The sequence below is a fragment of the Streptomyces akebiae genome, assembly GCF_019599145.1.
In the GTDB taxonomy this organism is placed as follows: domain Bacteria; phylum Actinomycetota; class Actinomycetes; order Streptomycetales; family Streptomycetaceae; genus Streptomyces; species Streptomyces akebiae.
The window spans coordinates 9553863-9575331 of record NZ_CP080647.1 but is presented as its reverse complement, the minus strand read 5'-3'; the positions used below and the strand labels follow the sequence as shown (position 1 = coordinate 9575331).

Below are 21469 nucleotides of genomic sequence, written 5' to 3'. Positions count from 1 at the left end.
CCCCCAGCCTGCGAGGCGTCGCCCGAGGGCGTTGTCAGTGGTGGGAGGCAGGATGGTCCGCATGACGACATCAGTTGCTGTGATCGTGGATGCCGCCGCCTACGCGCAGGCCGTCGAGGACGCGGTGAAGGCCTCGGCCGCCTACTACACGGGCGGTACGTCGGTGCTGGACGACGACACCTACGACCGCCTCGTGCGGGGCATCGCGCTGTGGGAGGCCGAGCATCCCGACCAGATACTGCCGGACTCGCCGACCGGGAAGGTGGCCGGTGGGGCGGTCGAGGGGGACGTGCCGCACACGGTGGCGATGCTGAGCCTGGACAACGTGTTCTCGGGCGAGGAGTTCACCGCGTGGACGGCGTCGCTGGCCCGGCGGATCGGCCACGACGTGGAGCGGTTCAGCGTGGAGCCCAAGCTCGACGGGCTCGCGGTCGCCGCGCGCTACACACGGGGACGGCTCACGCGGTTGATCACCCGCGGCGACGGGACGGCCGGGGAGGACGTCTCGCACGCCATCGGCACCATCGAGGGGCTGCCGGGCGAGCTCGCCGAGCCGGTCACGGTGGAGGTGCGGGGCGAAGTCCTCATGACCACCGCCCAGTTCGAGCACGCCAACGAGATACGCACCGAACACGGCGGGCAGCCGTTCGCGAACCCGCGCAACGCCGCGGCGGGCACCCTGCGCGCCAGGGAGCGTGCCTACACCGTGCCGATGACGTTCTTCGGGTACGGGATGCTGGCGCTGCCGGGCACGGACTCCACCGACGCCGCCAGGCTGGCGGAACTCGCCCACAGCGACCTGATGACCCGCGCCGCCGAACTGGGGGTCAACACCACCGCCGGTACGGCCGTGCCCGGTGTCACCGCCGGTTCCGTCGAGGAGGTCCTCGCCCGGGTGACGGAGATCGCCGCGCTGCGGGCCGGGCTGCCCTTCGGGATCGACGGGATCGTCGTCAAGGCCGACCTGGCCGCCGACCAGCAGGCCGCCGGGTCCGGTTCCCGCGCTCCGCGCTGGGCGATCGCCTACAAGCTGCCCGCCGTCGAGAAGATCACGCGGCTGCTGGAGGTGCAGTGGAACGTCGGCCGCACCGGCATCATCGCGCCGCGCGGCGTGCTGGAGCCCGTCGAGATCGACGGCTCCACCATCACGTACGCCACCCTGCACAACCCGGCCGACATCACCCGCCGCGATCTGCGGCTGGGCGACCACGTCATGGTGCACCGCGCCGGTGACGTGATCCCGCGCGTGGAGGCCCCCGTCGCCCATCTGCGCACCGGCGACGAACAGCCCATCGTCTTTCCCGAGGTGTGCCCGAGATGCGGCTCCGGCATCGACACCGGCGAACAGCGCTGGCGCTGCGAGAACGGCCGCAACTGCCACTTGGTGGCCTCCCTGTCGTACGCCGTCGGCCGCGACCAGCTCGATGTGGAGGGGCTCGGGCACACCCGGGTCGTCCAGCTCGTCGAGGCGGGCCTGGTGACCGACCTCGCGGACCTGTTCGCCCTCACCCGGGAGCAGCTCCTCCGGCTGGAGCGCATGGGGGAGACCAGCACCGACAACCTCCTCGCCGCGCTGGACGCGGCCAAGGGGCGGCCGTTGTCGCGGGTGCTGTGCGCGCTGGGGGTGCGGGGCACCGGACGATCCATGTCCCGCCGTATCGCCCGGTACTTCGCCACCATGGACAACATCCGCGCGGCGGACGCCGAGGCGATCCAGCGGGTGGAGGGCATCGGCACCGAGAAGGCCCCGTCGATCGTGGCCGAACTCGCCGAACTCGCCCCGCTCATCGACAAGCTCGTGGCGGCCGGGGTGAACATGACCGAGCCGGGCGCCACGCCTCCCGCGCCGGCCGACGAGAACCCCACCGACACCGAGGAGGGCCCCGAGGCCGCGGGCGGGCCGCTCGCCGGGATGGCCGTCGTGGTGACGGGCGCGATGACCGGCGTCCTGGAAAAGCTCAGCCGCAACCAGATGAACGAACTCATCGAACGCGCCGGGGGACGCGCCTCCTCCAGCGTCTCCAAGAAGACCTCCCTGGTCGTCGCGGGGGAGAACGCCGGCTCCAAGCGCGCCAAGGCCGAGACCCTGGGCGTCCGGCTGGCCGACCCGGACGAGTTCGCCGCGCTGGTGGCCGACTTCCTCGACTGACCCGGCGTGCCGCGATCGACGCCAGGCCGAGGCCCGGCCTGCGGTTGTCGGCGCCGCGCACCGGCCGCCGGCTCACAGCCGGACGATCACGAGGGCCGTGTCGTCGGTGGCGCGGCCGTGGTGGAGGAGGTCGAGGAGGAGGGCGTCGGCGAGGAACTCCGGGGTGGAGCGGCGATGGCGGGTGAGCGCTTCGGCGAGGCGGCCAAGGCTGACGTCGATGTCCTCGTCACGGCGTTCGATCAGACCGTCCGTGTAGAGGACCAGGGTGTCGCCCTCGCTGAAGTCGACGGTGGCCTCGGGGCGAGGGATGTGCTCGGGACGGGCGCCGAGCGGCGGATCGGTGGCTCCGTCGAGGAAGACGACCGTGCCGTCGCGGCACAGCACCGCCGGCGGCAGATGGCCGGCGCTGCTGTAGGTGATGGTGTGGGTGTCCCAGTCGACGCAGGTCTGCACGGCGGTGGTGTTCTCGGCGCCGTCGACGGAGCGGGCGTACAGGCCGAGCGCGTCCAGTGCCTGGGCGGGACCGTCGGCCACCAGGGACGCGGCGCTCAGCGCGCTGCGGAGCTTGCCCATGACGCCGGCCGCGGCCAGGCCGTGCCCGACCACGTCACCGACGGCGACCCCGATGCGGTCGGCGCCGGCCAGGCTGACCAGGTCGTACCAGTCGCCGCACACGTTCAGCGCGTCCGTCGCCGGCTGGTAGCGGACGGCCGCGCGATGGTGTCCGACCGGGTTGGGCGCGGGCAGCATCGCCTTCTGCAGGGCGAGCGCCACCTCCCGTTCGTGGGCGTGCGCCTCACGCAGCCGTTCGTTGACCTCCTGCAGCTCCCGGGCACGGGTGTAGAGCTCGGCCTCCAGCACCCGGGCCCGGTCGCCCGGGGCGCGCTCGCGGGCGCGGATCAGCTCGGTGACCTCCTCCACCCTGTGGATCAGCAGCGTCACCTTCCCGTCGGTGCCGAGGATCGGCGCGTTCACCGGACTCCAGTACCGTTCCTCCCACTCCCCAGGCCGCTCGGCGGACTCCACGTCGAAGCGCTGCAACGCCATCGCGTCCCGCTCGCCGCTCTCCACCACACGGTCGAGGGAGGCCGCCAGATTCCGCATCCCGTCCGCCGACGGGTCGTCGGGGTTGTCGGGGAACACGTCGAAGAGATACCGGCCGACGACCTGCTCTCGGGTGCGCCCCGACACCCGCAGAAACTCCTCGTTCGCGTCCGCGTACACCAGCTCGGGTGTCAGCAGCGCCACCATGCCCGGCAGCGCCTGGAACACCGCCGCGTAGTCGATCGCCGTCTCCGCCATGGTCGCCGCCTCAGCGTCCGTCGCCTGCCTGTGATCTCCACCATAGGAGCACGGGACCGCCCGGGCGCGGTTCTGTTCCCAGGGAAACCGCCAGGTCACGCACGGGTGTGCGAATGAGGACGCAGCGTCGCGGACATGGCGGAGCCGCCGGAGGCGGGCAACGGTCACGCAGGGTGAGGAGTTCGTCGCGGGTGTCGGAGCCCTCGTCGACGGCGGAGACATGGAGCAGACGCAACCGGAAGTCCTCGGGGTGCCTTCTCCGCCCAGTCGGGGCCGCCCACGGCCACCGGCTCCTCCGCGCTCAGCATGGCTGCCGCCACACCCCCAGCTCCAGCCGTTTGACCATCGACGAGAGCCCGAGCCGACGGGACTCCGCGCAGAAGCTGCTCCTGGGTTCGGTGTACTCCACGTGGAACACGGCCTTGCCTGCTTCGACGAAGGGCGAGAGCCGCCCGCATTCGTCGTACTGGGCGCACTCCTCGTTGACGGCGAAGTCGAAGTCGGCCAGCAGTTCGGGTATCTGGGACAGGTCGTTCTTCAGGCCCACCGCCAGGCCGCGTTCGTGGGCGATGTCCGCGATCATGCGGTTGTAGGCGAGCTGGTCCCGCGCGGTGAGCGGGAAGCCGGTGTCGTCGCCGTAGCCCTCCACCAGGTCGGGCTCCACCGCGTCGAAGCCCTTGTCGCGGCACATGTCGAAGCGGCGTTCCATGAGGGGCCGCAGGACGTCCAACTGCCTTATGTCCAGCCAGCGTTCGCCCGCCCAGCCGTTCTCCTCGCCGAGCAGCGAGCGGGGGAAGGAGTCCTTGTCGGGCCGGAAGTCCTCCCAGGCGCCGACGTTGATGTAGCAGATGACCTTGCGGCCGTCCCGGTGCAGCCGGGCCACGTCCTTCGCGGAGTTCTCGAACCCGTCGATGTCGTAGACGGGCACGTCCGCGGAGGGGTCGACCCTTCCGTCCAGCTGCCACTGCCAGGCGAGACCGGGCCGGGGTCTCCACCGCGGCCCGGACGTGGAGCCGGAATCCGGGTCGGGGTCGCCGCCGCAGCCCGCCAGCGTCGAGGCCAGGAGGGCGGCCAGCAGCGCCACATGCCCGAACGCCGGTCTCCTTCTCCTCATCGGTCCGTCCCGGTGAGCGCGGGCGTCAACTGGGCCCAGGGGTTGGGCGGTTCGCCGGTCACCGGGCCGCAGACGGCGGCGCCCCGGTCGTGCGCGGTGCGCACGGCGAGCGGTACGAGTGCCTCGGGGACGCCGTAGACGAGGTGGCAGAGGCGCTCGGGCGGGTGGCGGGCGACCCAGGCCGGTCGGCTGAACGCCGACACGTACGTCGACCAGTGGCCCTCGAAGGTGACGGTCAGATCGGCGAGGCGGGCGTACCCCGGTGCCGGGTGGACGCCGGGGTTGAGGACGACGGTGGCGGCGCCGAGCCGGCGGACGGCCCGGACGAGCCTGCGGCAGGCGGGCAGGCCGTCCGGGGTGGCCGTCACCTGGTCGAGGAAGCAGCCGTCGGCCGCGTACCACTCCTGGTGACGGCGTACGTCGTCGGCGATCTCGGCGCGGTCGCGCACCCCGTAGTCGGTGTCGACATAGCCGAGCAGCCGGGCCCCGGCCGCGCGCAGCGCCCCGGCCGCCGCGGTGAACGCGGGGTCGGGGACGTCGCCGGGGCCGTTCGCGGGGTTGAGGACGACGGCGTAGGTACGGGGCGCCGCCCTGATCAGGCGGAGCCAGGCGCCCGGGTCCTCGGCCGGGTGGACGTACAGCGGGATCAGCAGACTCACGGCGTACGGACACCCTTCTCGCCGCCCCCGCGTTCCCCGACGCCGTCCCGTCCCCCGACGGTCCTGTGTTCCGCGGCGCCGTCCCGTTCCCCGGCGGCTCCGCGTTCCCCGGCGGCTCCGCCGCTCTCCCACAGTGCGGTGAGCGCGTCGTCCAGGGTGTGGGCCGGTCGCCAGCCGAGGGCCGTCTCGGCGGCGGTGATGTCGGAGCACTGCCACGACACGTCCGCCGACCGAACCGACCCGGCCGCGTGAGCCGCGCCGACCGCCCCCGCGCCCCGTCCCGTGCTCCCGCCCGCGCCCGCCGACGCGCTCGGCCCCGTCGCGTTCTCCATGATCCGCCCTCGGAAGCCGGCCTTGTCGGCCAGGCACCGCACCACCTCACGGACCGGGACGGCGCGGCCGCCGGCGATGTTGAGGACGGGCGGCAGGGGGCCGGGGGCCGTGGCCGCGAGGACGACCGCTCGGGTGACGTCGCGGACGTCGACGAAGTCGCGGTACGCGGAGAGGGCGCCGAGCGGGACCACGGCCTCGGGGCCGGGCCCGGCGGTGCGGAGCAGGGTGGCGATGCGGCCGGGGAGGCTGGTGGGCGGCGCGCCGGGGCCGACCGGGTTGCCGACCCGCAGGACCACCGCGTCCAGGCCGGACGTGGTGACGGCGACCGTTCCCGCGAGCTTGGTCGCGCCGTAGGGGGCGAGCGGACGGGTGGCCGCCGACTCCGTCACCCGGACGTCCGGGACGCCGGGCCCGTACTCGGCGGCCGAGCCCAGGTGCACCAGCCGTGCGCCGGGGGCGGCCTCGCGGAGCGCCGCGCACAGGACGGCGGGGCCGCGGGCGTTGACCTCGGCGAGGGTGACGGGGTCACCGCCGGTCGCGCCCGCACAGTTGACCACGGTGTCGGGCGCGGCCGACGCCAGGGTCTTCGCCAGTTCCGCGGGGCGGACGGTGGCGAGGTCGACGGCGTGGTCGGCGGTGGGCGCGCGGCCGGCGCCGAGGACCAGCGCGCCCGGCAGGGCGCGCAGCCCCTCGACGACATGGGTGCCCAGATATCCGGTGAAACCCAGGACGAGAATGCGCATGTGGTGCTCAGGCTCCCTTGAGCAGAAGCGACTTGCGGGTGGTGAACTCGGCGTTGGCCCGGTCGTAGTCGTCCGGACGGCCTATGTCCAGCCAGTACCCGTCGAAGTCGTAGGCGTGCGGCTGGTTCTGAGCCCTTATCAGGTCGAGGACCAACTCGTCGAAACCGAGGGGCAGTCCGGGGGTGTAACCCTCCAGGGTGGAGCGGGACACGCCGTAGACACCCATGGAGACGCGGTAGTCCATGCTCGGCTTCTCGGTGAAGGCGACGACCTTGCTGTCGTCGGTGGTCAGGACACCGAAGTCGATGTGGACCTTGCGGGCGTAGGTGGCGATGGTGAGCGGCGCCCCGGACTCCCGGTGCCGGCACAGGACATCGGCGTAGTCGAGGTCGGTGAGGACGTCGCCGTTCATCACGAGGAAGGACTCGGGCAGCCGGTCGCGCAGGTTGAGCAGCGGGCCCATGGTTCCGAGAGGGCTCTCCTCGGGGGCGTAGTCGACGGTCAGGGCCCACTGGGAGCCGTCGCCGACGTAGGCACGGATGATCTCGCCGAGGTGGCCGATGGCGAGGGTGACGTGGGTGAAGCCGGCCGCGGAGAGCTGGCGCAGCACGATCTCCAGGATGGCGTGCTGGTCGCCGATGGGGACGAGCGGCTTCGGCAGCGCGGTCGTGTAGGGCCGCAGCCGGACGCCCTTGCCTCCCGCCAGGATCACTGCGTGCATGGTGCTCCTCCTTCGTGCTTCGTGGACTGGTGGACTTCGGGGATGCGCGGCGACGCACGGGGTCGTGCTCCGCCGACGCGGCCCGACGGGAGTCAGATGTTGTAGATGCCGGTCTTGTAGCGGGCGAGGTTCGCCGGGTCGCGGAAGAACTCCACGGTGTGCGCGAGGCCTTCCTCCAGGGTGTGGGCGGGCTGCCAGCCGGTGGCGGCGGTCAGCCGGCTCGCGTCCGCGACGAGCCGCATCACCTCGGAGTTCACGGGCCGGATGCGTGCCTCGTCCTCGCGGACGTCGAGTTCGCTGTCCATGACCTTGCCGATCAGCGCGACGAGGTCGCCGATGGAGATCTCGCCCCCGGTGCCGGCGTTGAAGGTGCGCCCCACGACCTGCTCGGCGGGCGCGGTACCGACGGTCAGGAACGCCTGCGCGGTGTCCTTGACGAAGGTGAAGTCCCGGGTGGGACGCAGATCGCCGAGGGTGATGGTGCGCTGCCCCGCCGCGACCTGGCCGATCACCGTGGGGATCACCGCGCGCATCGACTGGCGGGGCCCGAAGGTGTTGAACGGCCGCAGGGTCACGACGGGGGTGTCGAAGCTCGCGTGGTAGCTGTCGGCGAGCCGGTCCCCGCCGGCCTTCGAGGCGGCGTACGGCGACTGGGTGTTGATGGGGTGGTCCTCGGTGATCGGCACGGTCCGCGCGGTGCCGTAGGTCTCGCTGGTGGAGGTGTGGACCAGGCGGGGTGTGCCGAGGGCTCGGACGGCTTCCAGGACGTTGAGGGTGCCGGTGACGTTGGTGTCCACGTAACTGTGCGGTGCCTGGTAGGAGTACGGGATCGCGATGAGGGCGGCCAGGTGGTAGGCGGTGTCGGCGCCGTCGAGGAGGCCGCGGACCGAGCCGGGGTCGCGGACGTCGCCGAGGACGATCTCGACCTGGTCGAGGACGTCGGGGTGCAGGGTCTCCAGCCAGCCGTAGGAGGAGAAGGAGTTGTACTGGGCCATGGCCCGGACCCGGTGTCCGGCGGCGACGAGCGCCTCGGTCAGGTGGGAGCCGATGAAGCCCTCGGCTCCGGTGACGGCGGCGAGCGGTGCGGAGGTCAACTGGGTGTCCTTCCGGTCGGTCGGTGGTGTGGGGGGTGGCGCGTGGGGGTGTGCGGTGGTCGGGGTGAGCACGGGGCTCAGGCGTGCGGTGCGGGCCGGCCGAGCAGCCGCAGCGCGCACGCCGACAGACAGAGCGCGGCGGCGGCGCAGCCGACGGGCAGCGCCAGGTCGCCCGGTGGCAGGCGCAGCAGGGTGACCGCCCCGGCGCCGCCCGCCGCCGCGAGACAGATCACGGCCGACGGCCAGGCCGCCCCGAAGGCCTGCAGCAGCAGCGCGGTCCACAGGACGGCGGCGAGCAGCAGCAGCGGGGCGGGGGCGGCGTCGGTGAGCAGGGCCGCGGGCAGCAGCGGCAGCAGGTAGGCGAGCAGGCAGAGGGCGAGGATCCCGGCCGAGCGCAGCAGGAACCCGGCGGGGGTCGCGACGGCGCGCAGCGCGGCGACGGACAGCCCGCGGTAGCGGTAGAGCAGCCATTCCGCCGGGCCCATGCTCACCGTCAGCACGATCACCGCGTACGGCTCCTGCCGGCCCTCCAGCAGCACCAGCACGCCGGCGGCGAGGCCGAACAGGCCGTACGGCAGGGACCACCGCAGGCGGGGGCGGCGGGCGTCCGGGACGGCCGGGGCGGCGAGGGTGGCACGCAGGGTCCGGCCGGTGACGGCGAGGGTGGCCAGCAGGGCGAGGAGGGGCAGTCCGGCGCGCGCCCATGGGCCCGGTTCCCACCAGGGCAGGACGACGGCTCCGGCGATCAACGGGCTGAGCGCGGCGAGCAGGAGGCGCTCCCGGCCGAGGACCAGCAGGACGCCCGCCGCCCCCAGGTAGGCGGACTGGGCGGCCGCCACCAGGGTCACCGGGCCGCCGTCGGCGGGCAGTGCCGCGATCGCCGTGGCGACGACCGCCCCGGCGGGGGCGCCGGTCAGGAGCGTACGGCCCGCTTCGCGCGGCCCGGTCGCCATCCGCAGATGGGCGCGGTGGCCGAGGGCCTGGCCCCAGGCCCAGGAGACGAGGCCGGCCACGATGAGGGCCGGGGCGTGCGCGCCGGGGTTCCACAGCGGGGCGGTCAGCAGATAGGCGAGGCCGGGGAGGGCGAAGAGGACGCCTCGCAACAGGCAGCGCACGGTGTCCGGGCGCCAGGGGTCGGCAGTCGGGGCGGGTTCGGGGAACGTCCTCGGCACCCGTTCGTACAGGGCCGAGGCCAGCGAGAAGAGGTTCGGGTGGCCGTAGCGTTCCTTGATGAGGGAGGCGGACAGGCCCTCCGCCTCCAGCAGGGCGGCCACTTCGTAGGGGTGGACGGCCGGGCCGACGCGGTCGGCGAGTTCGGCGGCGAGTTCGCTCACGGCCTCCTCGTCCGGGCCCTGGTGCGGGAGCCGGATGGTGAGGGTCGTGTCGTCGCCGAGGGCCCAGCTGGGGCGGCGGCGCGGGCGGCGCCGGTCGGCCAGCCGGATGGCCAGGGTGTCCTGTTCGACGCCGCCGGGTTCGAGTGACAGGGGGCCGCTCATCCGGCCACCGTGCTGATGGTCGCGGGCACCCGCGCCGGGATCTCGACGGTCCTCGACCGCCCTGCCCGGGTGGGCAGTTCGAGGTAGATGGAGCGGAAGGTGTCGATGGTCTGGCGGAGGGTGAACTGTTCGATCACCCGGAGCCTGGCCGCCTCCCCCATCGCCCGGCGGCGCGCCGGGTCGCCCAGCAGTTCCAGCGCGGCCCGCGCCATCGCCTCCGGGTCGCGCGGCGGCACCACGAGCCCCGTGTCGCCGACGGCCTCGCGCACACCCCCCACATCGGTGGAGACGGTGGCACGCCCGCACGACATGGCCTCGATGAGGGTGAACGGGAAGCCCTCGCTGATGCTGGAGAGCATCACGACGTTGCCGGCCGCGTAGGCGTCCTTGATGTCGTCGACCCGGCCCTCGAAGGTGACGGCGTCGCCGTGACCCAGTTGCGCGGCCAGGGCCTCGCAGCGCTCGCGGTAGGCCTCGCCGCCTCGCGGTGTCCCGCCGAACAACCGCAGCCGTGTGTCCGGTAGTTCGGCCCTGACGAGGGCGAACGCCCGGATGAGGGTCTCCAGGTCCTTGATGGGGTCGACGCGGCCCGCCCAGCTGAGGGTGAGCGTCTCCGGTTCGGGGCCGGCGGGCGGGAACGCGGCGGGGTCGACGCCGTTGTAGACGGTACGGATGGACTCGGGGTCGGCGCCGCCCTGTTCCTCCCAGAGCCGGTTGTAGCGGTTGCCTGGGGTGATCAGGGCGGCCCGGCGGTAGGTCTCCTCGGCGAGGAGGCGGAAGAAGCCGAGGACGACCGCCTTGACGGGCCAGCGGTAGGGGGCGGTGCGGTAGCCGAGGTAGCGCTCGCGCAGATAGACGCCGTGTTCGGTGAGCAGCAGGGGGACGCCGTGCCGTTCGAGGGCGGCGAGGCCCGGGAGGACGGCGACGCCGCCGCTGACCGCGTGCGCGACGCCGGTCTCGGGAGAGGGCGCGGCGAGCGGGCGCAGGGCGTGTTCGAGCAGGGAGGTCGCGGTGAGCGCGTCGTGCAGGGTGGGCCGGGCCTCGCGGACGGCGAGGCCGGGGCGGTTCCAGACGGCGGCCAGTTGGGCGATCGCCCGGTCCGAGCGCAGGAAGGGGCTGAGTGTGCCGTCCGCCGCGGCCCGGGCCAGCTCGTACAGGGCGGGCGCGAAGCCGTCCTCGGCTTTTGGGTCGAGGAGGGCGGTGAGGAACCGCTCGTAGGCTGTGGCGAGTCGGTGACGGGCGCGGCCCCGGGGCGCGCGGCCCTCGGGCGGGTCGCCCCACATGGGGACGGACAGCACACGGCGGACGTGGGCGGGCACGTCCCAGGCGAGGGGTTCGCGTCCGGTGCCGGTGACGGCGATGACGTCGAAGTCGAGGTCCGGCATGCCCTGGACGAGTTGGTCGCACCAGACGCTGACGCCGCCGTGACTGTGGGGATAGGTGCCTTCGGTGAGGAGGGTGACGCGCGTCGCGCCGAGTCGGCGCGCGTCGTGGGGAACGGGCATCGGTGTGCTCCACTGCCGTGGTGTGGGGTGGTTCCCTGCCGGTCCCGGCCGCGGGTGACGCGTCCGGGACGGCTCGATGGGCGGGTGCCGCAGGTCAGTTGTCCGCGGTGTCAGTCGTCCGCGGTGTCGGTGTCCGGGGTGTACGGCACTCTCTCGCTCACGCCTGCGGGGACACGGGTGTCCGGCGCGGGATCCGTGGTCTCGACGGGCTCGTCGGCGACGGCGGCCGAGGGGCCGGCGGCCGTGGGGAGGGCGAGGGCGAGGGGGGCGCCCGTGGAGGGTGTCCAGCCGGAGACCGCGCCCGCGTAGGCGTCGCCGAAGGCGCCGCCGGCCAGGGTGGTGCCGGTGGGCGCGGTGACGGTGACCGCCAGGCCGTCCGGTGCCTCGACGGTGACGGTGTCGCCGATGCGGTGGGCGGTGACCTCGCCGGCCTGGAGGGCGGCCTGCCACAGGGCCCTGCGGCGGAGTTCGGCTCCGATGTCCTTCATCCGCAGGTTGACCACGGGGGTGTTCTCGGCGAACAGGGCCGCGTAGCCGTCCAGGACACCGTCGAGCACCGGGTAGGCGATGCGGTCCTCGGCCAGGTTCGACTGGTGGATGAAGTGCGGCTTGGGGTCGCCCGCGAGGACGTGGCCGAGGGCTATCCGCTTCTCCAGCGGCACGATGACGTCCTCGTACCCGGTGGCCGTGTCGAGCGGCGCGGTGAGGCAGGTGGTGGTGGCGGGGTTGTCCTCGCAGATGCCGCTGCCGCCCTGGGCGCGGCTGGTGTAGATCCAGTTGTACTCGTCGACCTGTTCGGCCGCCCGGCCCGCGTTGTAGAAGACGTTCATCGGGTGGCGGGGCACGGTCGTGGCGGGGCCGACCTGCCGCTGGGCGGGCTCGCGGGAGTTGTCGGAGCCGAGCCAGGTGATGTCGTTGTCGTCGAGGGCGAGCGCCAGGTTGGGGTTGTCCTCGGGCTGTTGCGGCAGCACCTTCATGCCGGAGTGTTCACCGGTGACCAACTCGCCGTCGTCCAGGGGCAGTCCGGCCGTCCGGCCCCAGACGCGGTTGGTGGCGATCTCGTCGGAGATGTCGTCGCGGCTCACCCATCGGGTGGAGCCGTCGGCGTCGGTCGCGCATCTCCAGGGGACCACGCTGGTGTCCTGGACACAGCCGAGGAAGGGGTGAGAGTAGGTGTGGTTGATCCAGCGGAAGCGGTCGCGCTCCGCGATGAACCTGTCGGTGAGGGCGTCGTCGCCGTTGTTGTCCTCGCGGTGGTCGACGCTGCCGGCGCCGTTGTAGGCGAGGTCGAGGGTGAAGCCCTTGTCGGTCTGCCAGGCGGTGGCGTGGTCGACGTCGGCCGGGGTCATGCGGATGGGGTCGGGCTCGATGTTCGGGTCGGCGCAGTCGACGTCGCCGGGGGTGCAGTTGAGCTCGGTGTTCCAGCGGTCGTCGGCGGCGAACACGTCGTCGACGTGCACGGCGAAGTAGTTGCGCGTGGCGCCCAGGTGCACCCCGCCGGTCATCCAGGCGACGATGCCGCGGGCCAGCAGCCGGAACTGCTGCTGGTAGCGGTTGTAGACGAAGGTGACGACGAGTTCGCGCCGCCCGTCGTGCCGGTACTCGCCGACCAGTGTGCCGCGCGTGGACCCGCCGGGGACGGCCGCGTCGACGTAGGGGGTGAAGTCGGCTCCCGCGACGGGCCTCGACAGGTAGGCGTAACTCTCGCCGATGGCGGGGTCGTTGTCCTCGAAGGGCACCGCGCCGTCGAGGTACCCGAAGGGGCCCGCCTTCCCGGCGTCGGTCACCCGGGCCTCGGCGCCGTCGAGGCTGCCGGAGTAGCCGCCGTACACCGGGTACTGCAAACCGGCTTCTGGACGCGCGTAGGTGTAGGCGTCGACCTGGGGGATCGTGTACGTCCGCTCGTACTCCGCGAGCGCCGTCATCTCGGCCGAGCCGGCCGGGAACGGGTTGTCGTTGGGCAGCACGACCGCCTGGTACTTGGCGCGCGGGCGGCCGTCGACGGTGTCCGCGAGGAAACCCGCGTCGATCACGGGCCGGTCGGCGCTCGTCAGGTCGATCTCGGTGTACGGCGTTCCGGCGGTGGTGAGTTCGGCGGCTATCGCGTCGGTGGACGGGCCACCGTCGCTGACCACCAGGACCCGCAGATCGACGCGGGGCGTGGTGTCGTCGGCGTGGACCGGTCCGGCCGGCAGGCCGAGCGCGGCGATGAGCGCGCCCACCGTGAGCACGGTGGTGCGTAAAGTCCGCTTCATGCGGTGAAGTCCCCTCCCCGGGCAGGGGTGAGCACGCCTCTCCTGGAGCGGACGCACCCCCTTGCGTGACGCCGGCGTTCCCCCTCAGAACCCGGTCGTCGACGCATCCGTCGCGTCACATAGTGGTGTCTGTGTGTGGCTTTCGTGGTCATGCTGCGAAACATGACGGAAAAGCGCAGGTGTCCAACTGGGCGGACATGGAACCGAATTGAACGTTTTCTCATCCCCCCGGAACGAGGCCTACGACGACCGCGAGGGCCCGGCGCGCTGGTCCGGGCCCCGCGGGACGTGTCGGCGGACCGATCGGGCCCGCCCGGTCGTTCGCCAGTGGTTCAGACCATGACGGAAGCCCGATCGCAGATCATTTCAGGTCACTCCCGTCACGACCGCCCACCTCGTCGCCGGGCCGTCAGGCGCAGAGCACCCGGGTCTGGGGCGTGAACACCGGACCGCCACTGACGTTGGTGCTGTCGCTGAACTCGGCGTAGTAGTACGAGTAGAAGCCGATGTTCCCGTTGCAGCCGGAGTCACCGGCGACCTGGAGCGTCAGCGTGACGGTACGGCTCTGGCCGGGCGGGACCGTGGCGCCGTAGTTGGTACCGAGGTCGGCGGGGCCGGTCCCGGAGCAGGGGGTGGCGCCGGCGGCCGTGGCGAGGCTGCAGCCGATGAAGGAGTACTTCAGGTCGGGGCGCTGGTTGGTCAGCCAGGTGGGTTGGATGGTCTGGTAGACGAACCAGACGTCGTAGGTGTGGTTGTTCGTGATCGTCATCGACAGGTTGACCGTGCCACCGGGCGTCGTGGTGGCGCTGTCGGTGGCGAACGTCAGCTCCGCGGGTGCCGCGGCGGCCGCGCTCGCGCCGGGGGCCGTGCCGAACACGGCGAGGGCGAGGGCCAGGACGGCACCGAGGCCGAAGCGTCTCATCAGTGGTGATCGCATGGGCCGGGAGGCTAGGCATCCGGCGGGCGCACCGTCTGCCCCGACGGGCGGCGAGCGACCGCCTCACGGCCGGAAGTGCGCGCCGGGTGAAGGAGATGCGGTGGATCCGTGACGGTCACCCCGGGGACCGCATCAGCGCACGGTAACCGTTGTGTGACAGGGGGTGCGGGCGGGGTCGGTGACACCCGTTCGGGGCGTGATGCGGACGGGACGGCATTGGCGCGTATCGCCCCTCACGGGCCGCTCCCCCGCCACCACGTGGTGCGCGCGGTCTCGGCCATCCGCCGATTTCCGGCCCCGCTCCCGGCCCCCGCGGTCGCGGGGCCGGCACGAAGATGGTGTACGGCACCGGCGACGCGGAGTACCGCCCCCTCTCCGCCGGGCTGGATGTCGTCGGGCACGAGATGACCCACGGCGTCATCGACCACTCCGCCGACCTCGTCTACGCGGGCCAGTCCGGCGCCCTGAACGAGGCGATCGCGGACTACTTCGGCAATGCCGTCGAGACGGACGTGTACGGCGTTCCCATGGACGACCCGGACGCCGGGCTCCTGGGCGAGCGGTGTGCCGCACCAGGACACCCGCCGAGTGCGCGTTGCGCGACCTGAACGACGGGAGGACCACGGCCACGTCCTTCCTCGGTGTGAGGTTCGGCACGGACAGCGGCGGCGCCCATCTCAACTCCACCATCTTCTCAGGGGAGTTGTGGGACATCCGCGAGGACCTCGGCGCCGCGCTCACCGACGAGATCGTGTGCAAGGCGCTCACCGAGTACCTCACCCCGCTCGACGGGTTCACCCAGGGCCGGGACGCGGTGCTCGCCGCCGCCGCGGCCACCGGCACCCGGGTGATCTGGCTCGACTCCACCACCGGCGTCAGCCATGTGGTGACCCGCGCCCGCCCGGCCGGGAGGTGCGAGGCCGCGCCGCGGTCGGCCGCGGCGGCGATGCCTTAGGGCCCGGGCGGACGGAGGCGGCGCCGGCCGGTGACCGGCCGTGTCACTGCGCAGGGTGAGCGCGAAGGCCGTGCGAAGGCCGCGCGGCGCCGCCTACGGCGACTGGCCGGTAATACGTACTCCGGTTACGTAGGTCTACGGATGCGTCGCCCCTGTCCGCTTCGATTGGCTTGCCGGACGCCGGAGGGATCGTCCCGCGTGTCCGTTTCACCGTCGGGACGTCCCGACGTGCTGGAGGGGGCTCCGGGGGAGGCGCCGGACCGGTTGTCAGTGGCTGCCGCTAGCGTTCCGCACATGGTCGCACGTGGGCCGGGATTCCCCGGCTGAACTGTGCTTTCTTCCTGTGGGATTGACGCTAGGGGCTGGGGTTCGTGGGTTGGCTGTCGGCGGGCGACGGGTACGAAGTCGCTCTTGTGGAGGGGCGGGTGGCTGCGCGAGCCACCTCGGGCCGTGCGGCGGGACGGCAGTTGAAGTCGCTGCCGAAGGCGCTGAAGGACCACCCCGAGGTGGACCGGCTGCGCCGGTTCGCCGAATGGCTGGATCGGCACGCGACGGCGTGCGTCGAACAGGTGGACGCCTGGATGGTGTCGTCACTGCCCGTACCCACCGGTCTGCTGGCCCGGGTGTGGCCGGACGAGGCGTGGCAGGCCGCGCTGCGCGACGTCGCGGTGGTCGGCGACGACCCGGACGAGGTCGGATTCCTGCGGGGCGCCACCGACGCCGGCGAGCTGCGGGTGGTGAACCTGGACGGTGAGACGATCCGCCTCTCCCCGCGCACGGTGACCCTGCCGCACCCGGTGCTGCTGCCGGACCTCGACGACATCCGGGAGTTCGCGGCGGAGCTCGGCATCGTCCAGCGCGTCGAGCAGATACACCGGGCCACCTGGCGACGACCGGACGACCTGGCCGCCAAGGCGACCCACGTGCGGGAGTTCACCGGCGGCCGGTACCGCTCCCGCTTCGCCCTCGCCGCGCGCGCCACCTCCCTGGGATACCGCGTCTCCGGCGGCTACGCCACGGCCCGGGTCCGGGACGGCGAGCGCACCGTCGAGGCCTCCGTGTGGATCGGGGAGCCGTACTGGGACGACGAGGTGGAGACCGGCGGTCTCACCTGGCAGGACCAGGACGGCCACGCCCTGCCGCTCGGCGAGGTGGGCCCGGTGGCCTGGTCGGAGGGAATGCGGATGGCCGCGGCGCTGTACGCCGGGCGCGTGATCGAGGAGGGCAAGGACGCATGAGCGGGGGGACGCAGGTGTCGTACGAGGACGTGCTGGCCGCGGGCGGGGTGCTGCCGCCGGACACCGAGGGTGCCGGGGAGCGGGCGGTGCCGCTGACCGCGCGGACGTACCGTCACCCGGGCCTGGCGGACCGGGTGGTGGTGCGGCTGGTCGCCGGGGAGCTGGGGGCGGCGGAGGATCTGGCCGCCGGGTTCCTCGGCCTGGAGCAGGACGCGGAGCCGGCCGTCGTGGGGCTCGGGCTGCGGCAGTCGCTGGGCTTCCCCGAGTGGGTGCTGGTGCACCATCCGGCGGACGGGCACCACGCGCTCGGCATCGTGCCGGACCTGGAGCGTGCCGCACGGCAGGCGAAGTCCAAGCCCAAGCTGGCCATGGACGCCTATCTGGAGCTCGGCGAGCGGCTGGCGGCGTCGGTGCCGCACTTCCTGCCGACCTTCTTCGAACAGGCCGGACGGGTGTTCCTCGCGGAGGAGAACGCCACGTACGCGGCCCAGTTGTTCACCCGCGCCCGCAAGGCCGAGGCGGAGCACGGGCTGATCGTCGAGGAGGAGCGGCTCGACGCCGTGTTCCTGGAGTTCGCGCTGGCCGGCGCGCTCCCGGTGAAGGTGCTGTCGGCGTACGCGAAGGAGCTGGCCGCGCGGGTCCCGGCCGAGGAGGCGCTGCGGCGTTTCACCAAGCTGTGCCTGCGCCGCACGGCGGGCGGTCTGCCGCCTTCGGCGCAGATGGCGAACGACCTGCGTCGGCTGGCCCGGGCCGCCGGCCGCGACGCGGATCTGACCGAACAGGCCTATCTGGCCGAACTGCTGGTCCTGCCGTCCACGGCGCGCGCGGCGGCGGGCTGGTGGAAGGGCCACCGTACGGCGCTGGTGGCGCTGGCGGCGCGGGAGCCCGAGGTGCGGGGCACCCTGCTGGACACGCTGCCCTCGTCCCACGACGACGAGATGCCCGCGATGTGGCTGGACATGCTGGAGGCCTCCGGCGCCACGGCCGGGCTGTGGGACGGCTCCCTGCCCGAGGAGCAGCGTCCGCACGACGGCACGGCGGGCTGGCTGGAGCGGTTCCTGACCTACCGGGAGCGGGCGCGGTCCTGGCGCGGCTCCACCCGGATGCCCGAGCTGTATCCGCTGGTCGAGCGGGCGGCGGACCGTCTGCGCGCCGAACTCACCACCGCCGGACGTGAGTTGCGCGTCACGCACGACATCGATCTGATGGATCTGCTGCTGTCCCTGGACGTGCCCGTGGCCGCCCCGGCGAAGGACGGGTCGCTGCCGCTGGAGCAGTGGGCCCCGGGCGAAGGGCACCGCGAGCTGCTGTCGCTGGCCGCCGACCCCCGGTTCCACGAGGGCTTCCGGCGGGGCGCGGACCGGTTCGGCGACGACGACTCGGGGCGACGCGCCATCCGTGTGCTGGCCGCGTCGCCGGGCGGGCGACCGCTGCTGGCCGAGTGGGTGCGCGAGGTCGTCCGGCGGTTCGCCGCCGTGGGTCTGCCCCGGCTGCCCGACGCGCTCACCCGGCTGAAGCGGCTGCCCGCCGAGGCGCTGGCGCTCGCCGAGGACGAGGTCCGCGCCGCCGTCTCCACCGACCTGGCGCCGGTGCTGTCGCGCACGCTGCGCGCCGGCCTCTTCGACGAACTCGGCTGGCCCGCCTGGGAGGACGCGACCGCCACGCTCGTCCCGAAGGACGACGTCGAGGACATCATCGTCGCCGACGCCTGGCCGCACCTCGTCGTCGCGGGCGGCGCCCAGGCCCGGGTGATCGGCGCGGAGGGCACGCTCCTCACGCACGACCTGCGCATCCCCGCGGACGACAAGTGGGGGGACCCGGGCTTCCATCACGTGGACGGCGAGCTGCTCGTCTACTGGCGGTCCCGGAGCAACGGCCTGCGCGGCTACTGGCACACCCGGGCCGACAGCCCCCAGCCCATGGAGGGGCCGGGCGGCACCCGGGGCACCGAGATGGACTGGTACAAGGCCGACCTGAAGACCACCCTGCCCCTGCCGGGCGGCGGCCGGACCACCGGCGCGGGTGTGCTGCACGCCGGGGACACCACGATCCCCGACGAGCGGTGGCTGTTGTTCGACGGCGCCTCGTACTGGGTCTGGCACGCGGAGGGCGAGCGGGAGACGCACGGGTTCCACGAGTACGACCCGGCGACGGACAGGCGCGGGCGGATGAGCATGCCCGCCTTCCTCGCCGACGCGCTGCGCGACGCCCCCGAGGGCAGCGTCTACGACAGCGGTTGGCTCGGCCCCTCTCCGACCGTCGGCCACGCACCGGCCTCGGCCCCCGTGGACGGCGTGGTCGGCATCCGCACGGTCCAGTTGCCCGACGGCTCGTGGCGCACCCAGGACCTCGCCGGGCACACCGTCACCCTGCCCCGCGAGAGGGGCAGGCCGTCCGCGCTCGTGGTGTTCCCGGGCGACGACCGGGCCCGCGCCGTCGTCCGCAACGGCTGGCAGCTGGAGATCGTCGACCACGACGGCGTGGTCACCTCGGTCGCGAAGACGGACCGTACCCCGGGCGTCTACGGCGAGGGCACGCTGCTGCTGCCTCCGGTGCAGTTCTGGGAGTGCATGACGGCCCGCGACCCGGAGGGATCCGCCGCGCTGCGCCGCATCGACGCGGCCACGTCGACGGCCCTGCTGGCCGCCGCCGCCCACAAGGACAAGGACGCGCTGCCCGACGCGATCCGCGCGCTGCTGCCGGTCACGCACGACGCCCTCGTCTCGGGCATCGCCGGAGTCGTACGCCACGCCGCCGGCCAGCAGGCCGTCCTCGACGCGGCGGCGGCCCGGCTCACCCGGGCGCTCGACGAGGGAGTGGACGAGCTGGAGGGGCCCGCGGGCCCCGCCGACACCGTCCTCCAGGGCGCGCTGAGCGGCCTCGGCGAGCCGACACGCCACTGGTGGAACCGCGACGAGGAGGCCGACACCGTCTTCCGTTCGCTGCGCGTGATGAGCCGGGCCGCGGGACTTCTCCCCGCCACCGCCGCCCCGAAGGGAGCGGCCGTACGCCTCCATCTCGACGGGACCGAACTACCGAGCGGGCAGCCGGAGTTGTGGTCGCTGGCCGACCGCACGAGCGCCATCGCCTTCCGCGCCGCGGCCGCCACCACCTCGGAGGAGCACCGGGAGGCGCTGCGTACCCTGCTCGACCGGTTCGCCGCACTGGGACTGGGGGTCGGTGCCCATGCCGAGCGGTGGCGCGGGGTGATCGTGAGCCTGAAGGCCGACCAGCTGCGCACCGCGTCGGGCGAGTGGCGCGCCGGCTCGTGGAACGGTCTGCTGCCGCTGGGCGACGACGCCTTCCTCGCGATCGTGGGACGCCTTTCCCTGGACGACGACGGCGCCGTCTTCACCGGGTTCTTCCACGACCCGACGGGACGCTTCGAGACACCGGAGCCGTACACGCTCCGCGAGTCCTGCCCGGTGAGCGGGGCTGGGGAGGCGGCCCGGCTGGGTGCGTTCCTCGCGGAGCTGGCCGCGCGTGGCCCGGCCCCGTGGTTCCCGGAGGCCGCCGAGGAGTTCGCGCGTCGCACCGGGGTCACCGACACGATGGCCCGGCTGATCGTCGCCGGACTTCCCCAGGTGGACCTCTACCAGCGTGCGTTCCTGTCCACGGAGGCACGCAACGCCCTCGGTGTGAAGCTGGCACCCGCGGCGGTCGCCAAGGACGAACTGCGCGGCGTCGACGGCGACATCCGCGCCGCGGTGGTGGCCGCGCTGTTGCCGGCCGACCCCGCCCGGCTGTGGACCGAGGGGCCGGACGTGGCCGCCGCGGCCGAGGTCTGGAACAGCAGGGTGGGCAGGCGGACGACGGTCCCCGAGGAACTGTTCGCCGACGCGACCCGCGCGGTCAAGCACTCCCCGTGGGAGCTCCGGGCCGCCCTGCCCGCACTGCTGCACCCGGCCGGTGAGCCCCGGCTCACCCGGGACCTGGAGTGGGCCGTCAAGGGCGACCGGGTCCGGCCCGTCGACGACGACGCGGTCGGGTTCACCGCGGACACCCTCGTCGGCTCGGTCGGCCTCGCCGCCTGGCTCGCCCACCGGCTGCCCGCCGGCGACCCGCTGCGGGCGGCGCTGCCCGCCGCGCTCACCGCCGTGCGCGAGCGGCTCGCCCACCCCGGGCTCGTACTGGACCTCGGGCGGTACATCGGCCTCCCTCAGTTCCGGAAGACCGCGGGTACCCCGACCGAGGTCGGTGAGGGCTTCGAGCGGTACGGCGCCGTCATCCTGGCCACCCACGACGACCAGCCGGCGCCGGGCATCCGGGTCGCGCTGCTCGACGAGGCCGGCCAGGACCCGTACCTGCCCGCCCTGCGCATCGACGACCAGCGGCCCTACGCCGCCGAGGTGGCGCTGCGGCTGGCCCGTTCCGCGCCGTACGCCGCGCTGCTGGCCGACCCCGGCGACCCGGTGGCGGGCGAGCGCGGCAAGGACGGCACCTGGTGGCCGCAGGACCCGAGCCGTTCGGTGCCCGAGCTGGTGACCGAGGTGGCGAAGGAGTACGGCGTCGGCGAGGACGCCGCCACGCTCTATCTGATGCTGCTCGCCATGCCCGACCCGACGGACCGGATGACGGCCCGCTGGACGGGGTGGAAGCCGGCCCGGCTCAAGGCGGCCCGTGCCGAACTGACCGGGGGCGAGCTGGTGATCGAGGCCACCCGTGCCAGGGCCGGGCGTTCGCTCTTCCTGCCCGGCGCCTGGGTCGACCCCAAGTCACCGCGGCTGCCGCTGGAGCGGTGGAAGCTGCCGCTGTTCGCCGGCCTGATGAGCGACGAGCACGCCACGTTCGGCGTGATCGTGCCGTCCGAACCGGCCGCCGACCTGTACCGCAGGGCCTGGCAGCGGATCCAGGACGGCGACACGCCCCGGTTCGAGGAGCTGAAGGTGCGGCGGGGCCGCCGCCGCTGAGCGGGATCGGGGGCGCCCGGCCACCGGGCGCCCCGGGCCTCCCGCCTCCCTTCACGAC

The 21469-nt window shown here is 73.4% G+C and carries 13 protein-coding genes and 1 pseudogene; 4 read left to right on the top strand and 10 right to left on the bottom strand.

Annotation, left to right across the window (positions count from 1 at the left end; translation table 11 throughout):
* Positions 1-52: 52 nt before the first annotated feature.
* Entirely contained in the window at positions 53-2149 is a 2097-nt protein-coding gene (gene ligA, locus K1J60_RS41465) for an NAD-dependent DNA ligase LigA (RefSeq protein WP_220650719.1), read from the top strand.
* 72 nt (positions 2150-2221) lie between these two features.
* On the opposite strand, the gene K1J60_RS41460 is transcribed toward ligA, so the two are convergent.
* The 10 genes from K1J60_RS41460 to K1J60_RS41415 form a co-directional block, all read right to left on the bottom strand.
* Positions 2222-3451, bottom strand: coding sequence for a PP2C family protein-serine/threonine phosphatase (locus K1J60_RS41460; RefSeq protein WP_220650718.1), 1230 nt, complete (start codon positions 3449-3451; stop codon positions 2222-2224).
* 301 nt (positions 3452-3752) lie between these two features.
* Positions 3753-4565: an endo alpha-1,4 polygalactosaminidase gene (locus K1J60_RS41455; RefSeq protein ID WP_220650717.1), complete on the bottom strand. Its 813-nt coding sequence runs from the start codon at positions 4563-4565 to the stop codon at positions 3753-3755.
* Complete coding sequence (locus K1J60_RS41450) at positions 4562-5224, bottom strand: spherulation-specific family 4 protein (protein WP_220650716.1); 663 nt, start codon at positions 5222-5224, stop codon at positions 4562-4564. The genes K1J60_RS41455 and K1J60_RS41450 overlap by 4 nt, the downstream gene beginning before the upstream one ends.
* A complete protein-coding gene (locus K1J60_RS41445; protein ID WP_220650715.1) occupies positions 5221-6300 on the bottom strand; it encodes an NAD-dependent epimerase/dehydratase family protein in 1080 nt (359 codons plus the stop codon). The genes K1J60_RS41450 and K1J60_RS41445 overlap by 4 nt, the downstream gene beginning before the upstream one ends.
* 7 nt (positions 6301-6307) lie before the next feature.
* Positions 6308-7021, bottom strand: coding sequence for a nucleotidyltransferase family protein (locus tag K1J60_RS41440; RefSeq protein ID WP_220650714.1), 714 nt, complete (start codon positions 7019-7021; stop codon positions 6308-6310).
* A 92-nt stretch (positions 7022-7113) separates the two neighbouring features.
* The gene (locus K1J60_RS41435) at positions 7114-8115 is read right to left on the bottom strand and encodes a GDP-mannose 4,6-dehydratase (RefSeq protein ID WP_220650713.1); all 1002 of its coding nucleotides are present in this window, start codon (positions 8113-8115) and stop codon (positions 7114-7116) included.
* A gap of 77 nt (positions 8116-8192) precedes the next feature.
* Entirely contained in the window at positions 8193-9611 is a 1419-nt protein-coding gene (locus K1J60_RS41430; protein ID WP_220650712.1) for a hypothetical protein, read from the bottom strand.
* Positions 9608-11116, bottom strand: a complete 1509-nt coding sequence (gene pelF, locus K1J60_RS41425; RefSeq protein ID WP_220650711.1) for a GT4 family glycosyltransferase PelF — start codon at positions 11114-11116, stop codon at positions 9608-9610. The genes K1J60_RS41430 and pelF overlap by 4 nt, the downstream gene beginning before the upstream one ends.
* Before the next feature lie 110 nt (positions 11117-11226).
* A complete protein-coding gene (locus tag K1J60_RS41420; RefSeq protein ID WP_220650710.1) occupies positions 11227-13371 on the bottom strand; it encodes a hypothetical protein in 2145 nt (714 codons plus the stop codon).
* A gap of 409 nt (positions 13372-13780) precedes the next feature.
* Positions 13781-14308, bottom strand: coding sequence for a COG1361 family protein (locus K1J60_RS41415; RefSeq protein WP_220650709.1), 528 nt, complete (start codon positions 14306-14308; stop codon positions 13781-13783).
* Positions 14309-14643: 335 nt separating this feature from the next.
* Between K1J60_RS41415 and K1J60_RS46990 the strand changes: the two are divergent.
* The 3 genes and pseudogenes from K1J60_RS46990 (at position 14644) to K1J60_RS41400 (ending at position 21411) form a co-directional block, all read left to right on the top strand.
* A pseudogene (locus K1J60_RS46990) lies at positions 14644-15263 on the top strand (M4 family metallopeptidase).
* 371 nt (positions 15264-15634) lie between these two features.
* On the top strand, positions 15635-16501 hold the full coding sequence (locus K1J60_RS41405; RefSeq protein ID WP_220650708.1) for a DUF4132 domain-containing protein: 867 nt from the start codon (positions 15635-15637) through the stop codon (positions 16499-16501).
* A complete protein-coding gene (locus tag K1J60_RS41400) occupies positions 16498-21411 on the top strand; it encodes a DNA-binding protein (RefSeq protein WP_220650707.1) in 4914 nt (1637 codons plus the stop codon). The genes K1J60_RS41405 and K1J60_RS41400 overlap by 4 nt, the downstream gene beginning before the upstream one ends.
* Positions 21412-21469 lie beyond the last annotated feature (58 nt).

Bases quoted from the DNA above. Each gene is read 5' to 3' on its own strand.
- ligA (WP_220650719.1), top strand. From the start codon at position 53: ATGGTCCGCATGACGACATCAGTTGCTGTGATCGTGGATGCCGCCGCC.
- K1J60_RS41460 (WP_220650718.1), bottom strand. From the start codon at position 3,451: ATGGCGGAGACGGCGATCGACTACGCGGCGGTGTTCCAGGCGCTGCCG.
- K1J60_RS41455 (WP_220650717.1), bottom strand. From the start codon at position 4,565: ATGAGGAGAAGGAGACCGGCGTTCGGGCATGTGGCGCTGCTGGCCGCC.
- K1J60_RS41445 (WP_220650715.1), bottom strand. From the start codon at position 6,300: ATGCGCATTCTCGTCCTGGGTTTCACCGGATATCTGGGCACCCATGTC.
- K1J60_RS41440 (WP_220650714.1), bottom strand. From the start codon at position 7,021: ATGCACGCAGTGATCCTGGCGGGAGGCAAGGGCGTCCGGCTGCGGCCC.
- K1J60_RS41430 (WP_220650712.1), bottom strand. From the start codon at position 9,611: ATGAGCGGCCCCCTGTCACTCGAACCCGGCGGCGTCGAACAGGACACC.
- pelF (WP_220650711.1), bottom strand. From the start codon at position 11,116: ATGCCCGTTCCCCACGACGCGCGCCGACTCGGCGCGACGCGCGTCACC.
- K1J60_RS41420 (WP_220650710.1), bottom strand. From the start codon at position 13,371: ATGAAGCGGACTTTACGCACCACCGTGCTCACGGTGGGCGCGCTCATC.
- K1J60_RS41415 (WP_220650709.1), bottom strand. From the start codon at position 14,308: ATGCGATCACCACTGATGAGACGCTTCGGCCTCGGTGCCGTCCTGGCC.
- K1J60_RS41400 (WP_220650707.1), top strand. From the start codon at position 16,498: ATGAGCGGGGGGACGCAGGTGTCGTACGAGGACGTGCTGGCCGCGGGC.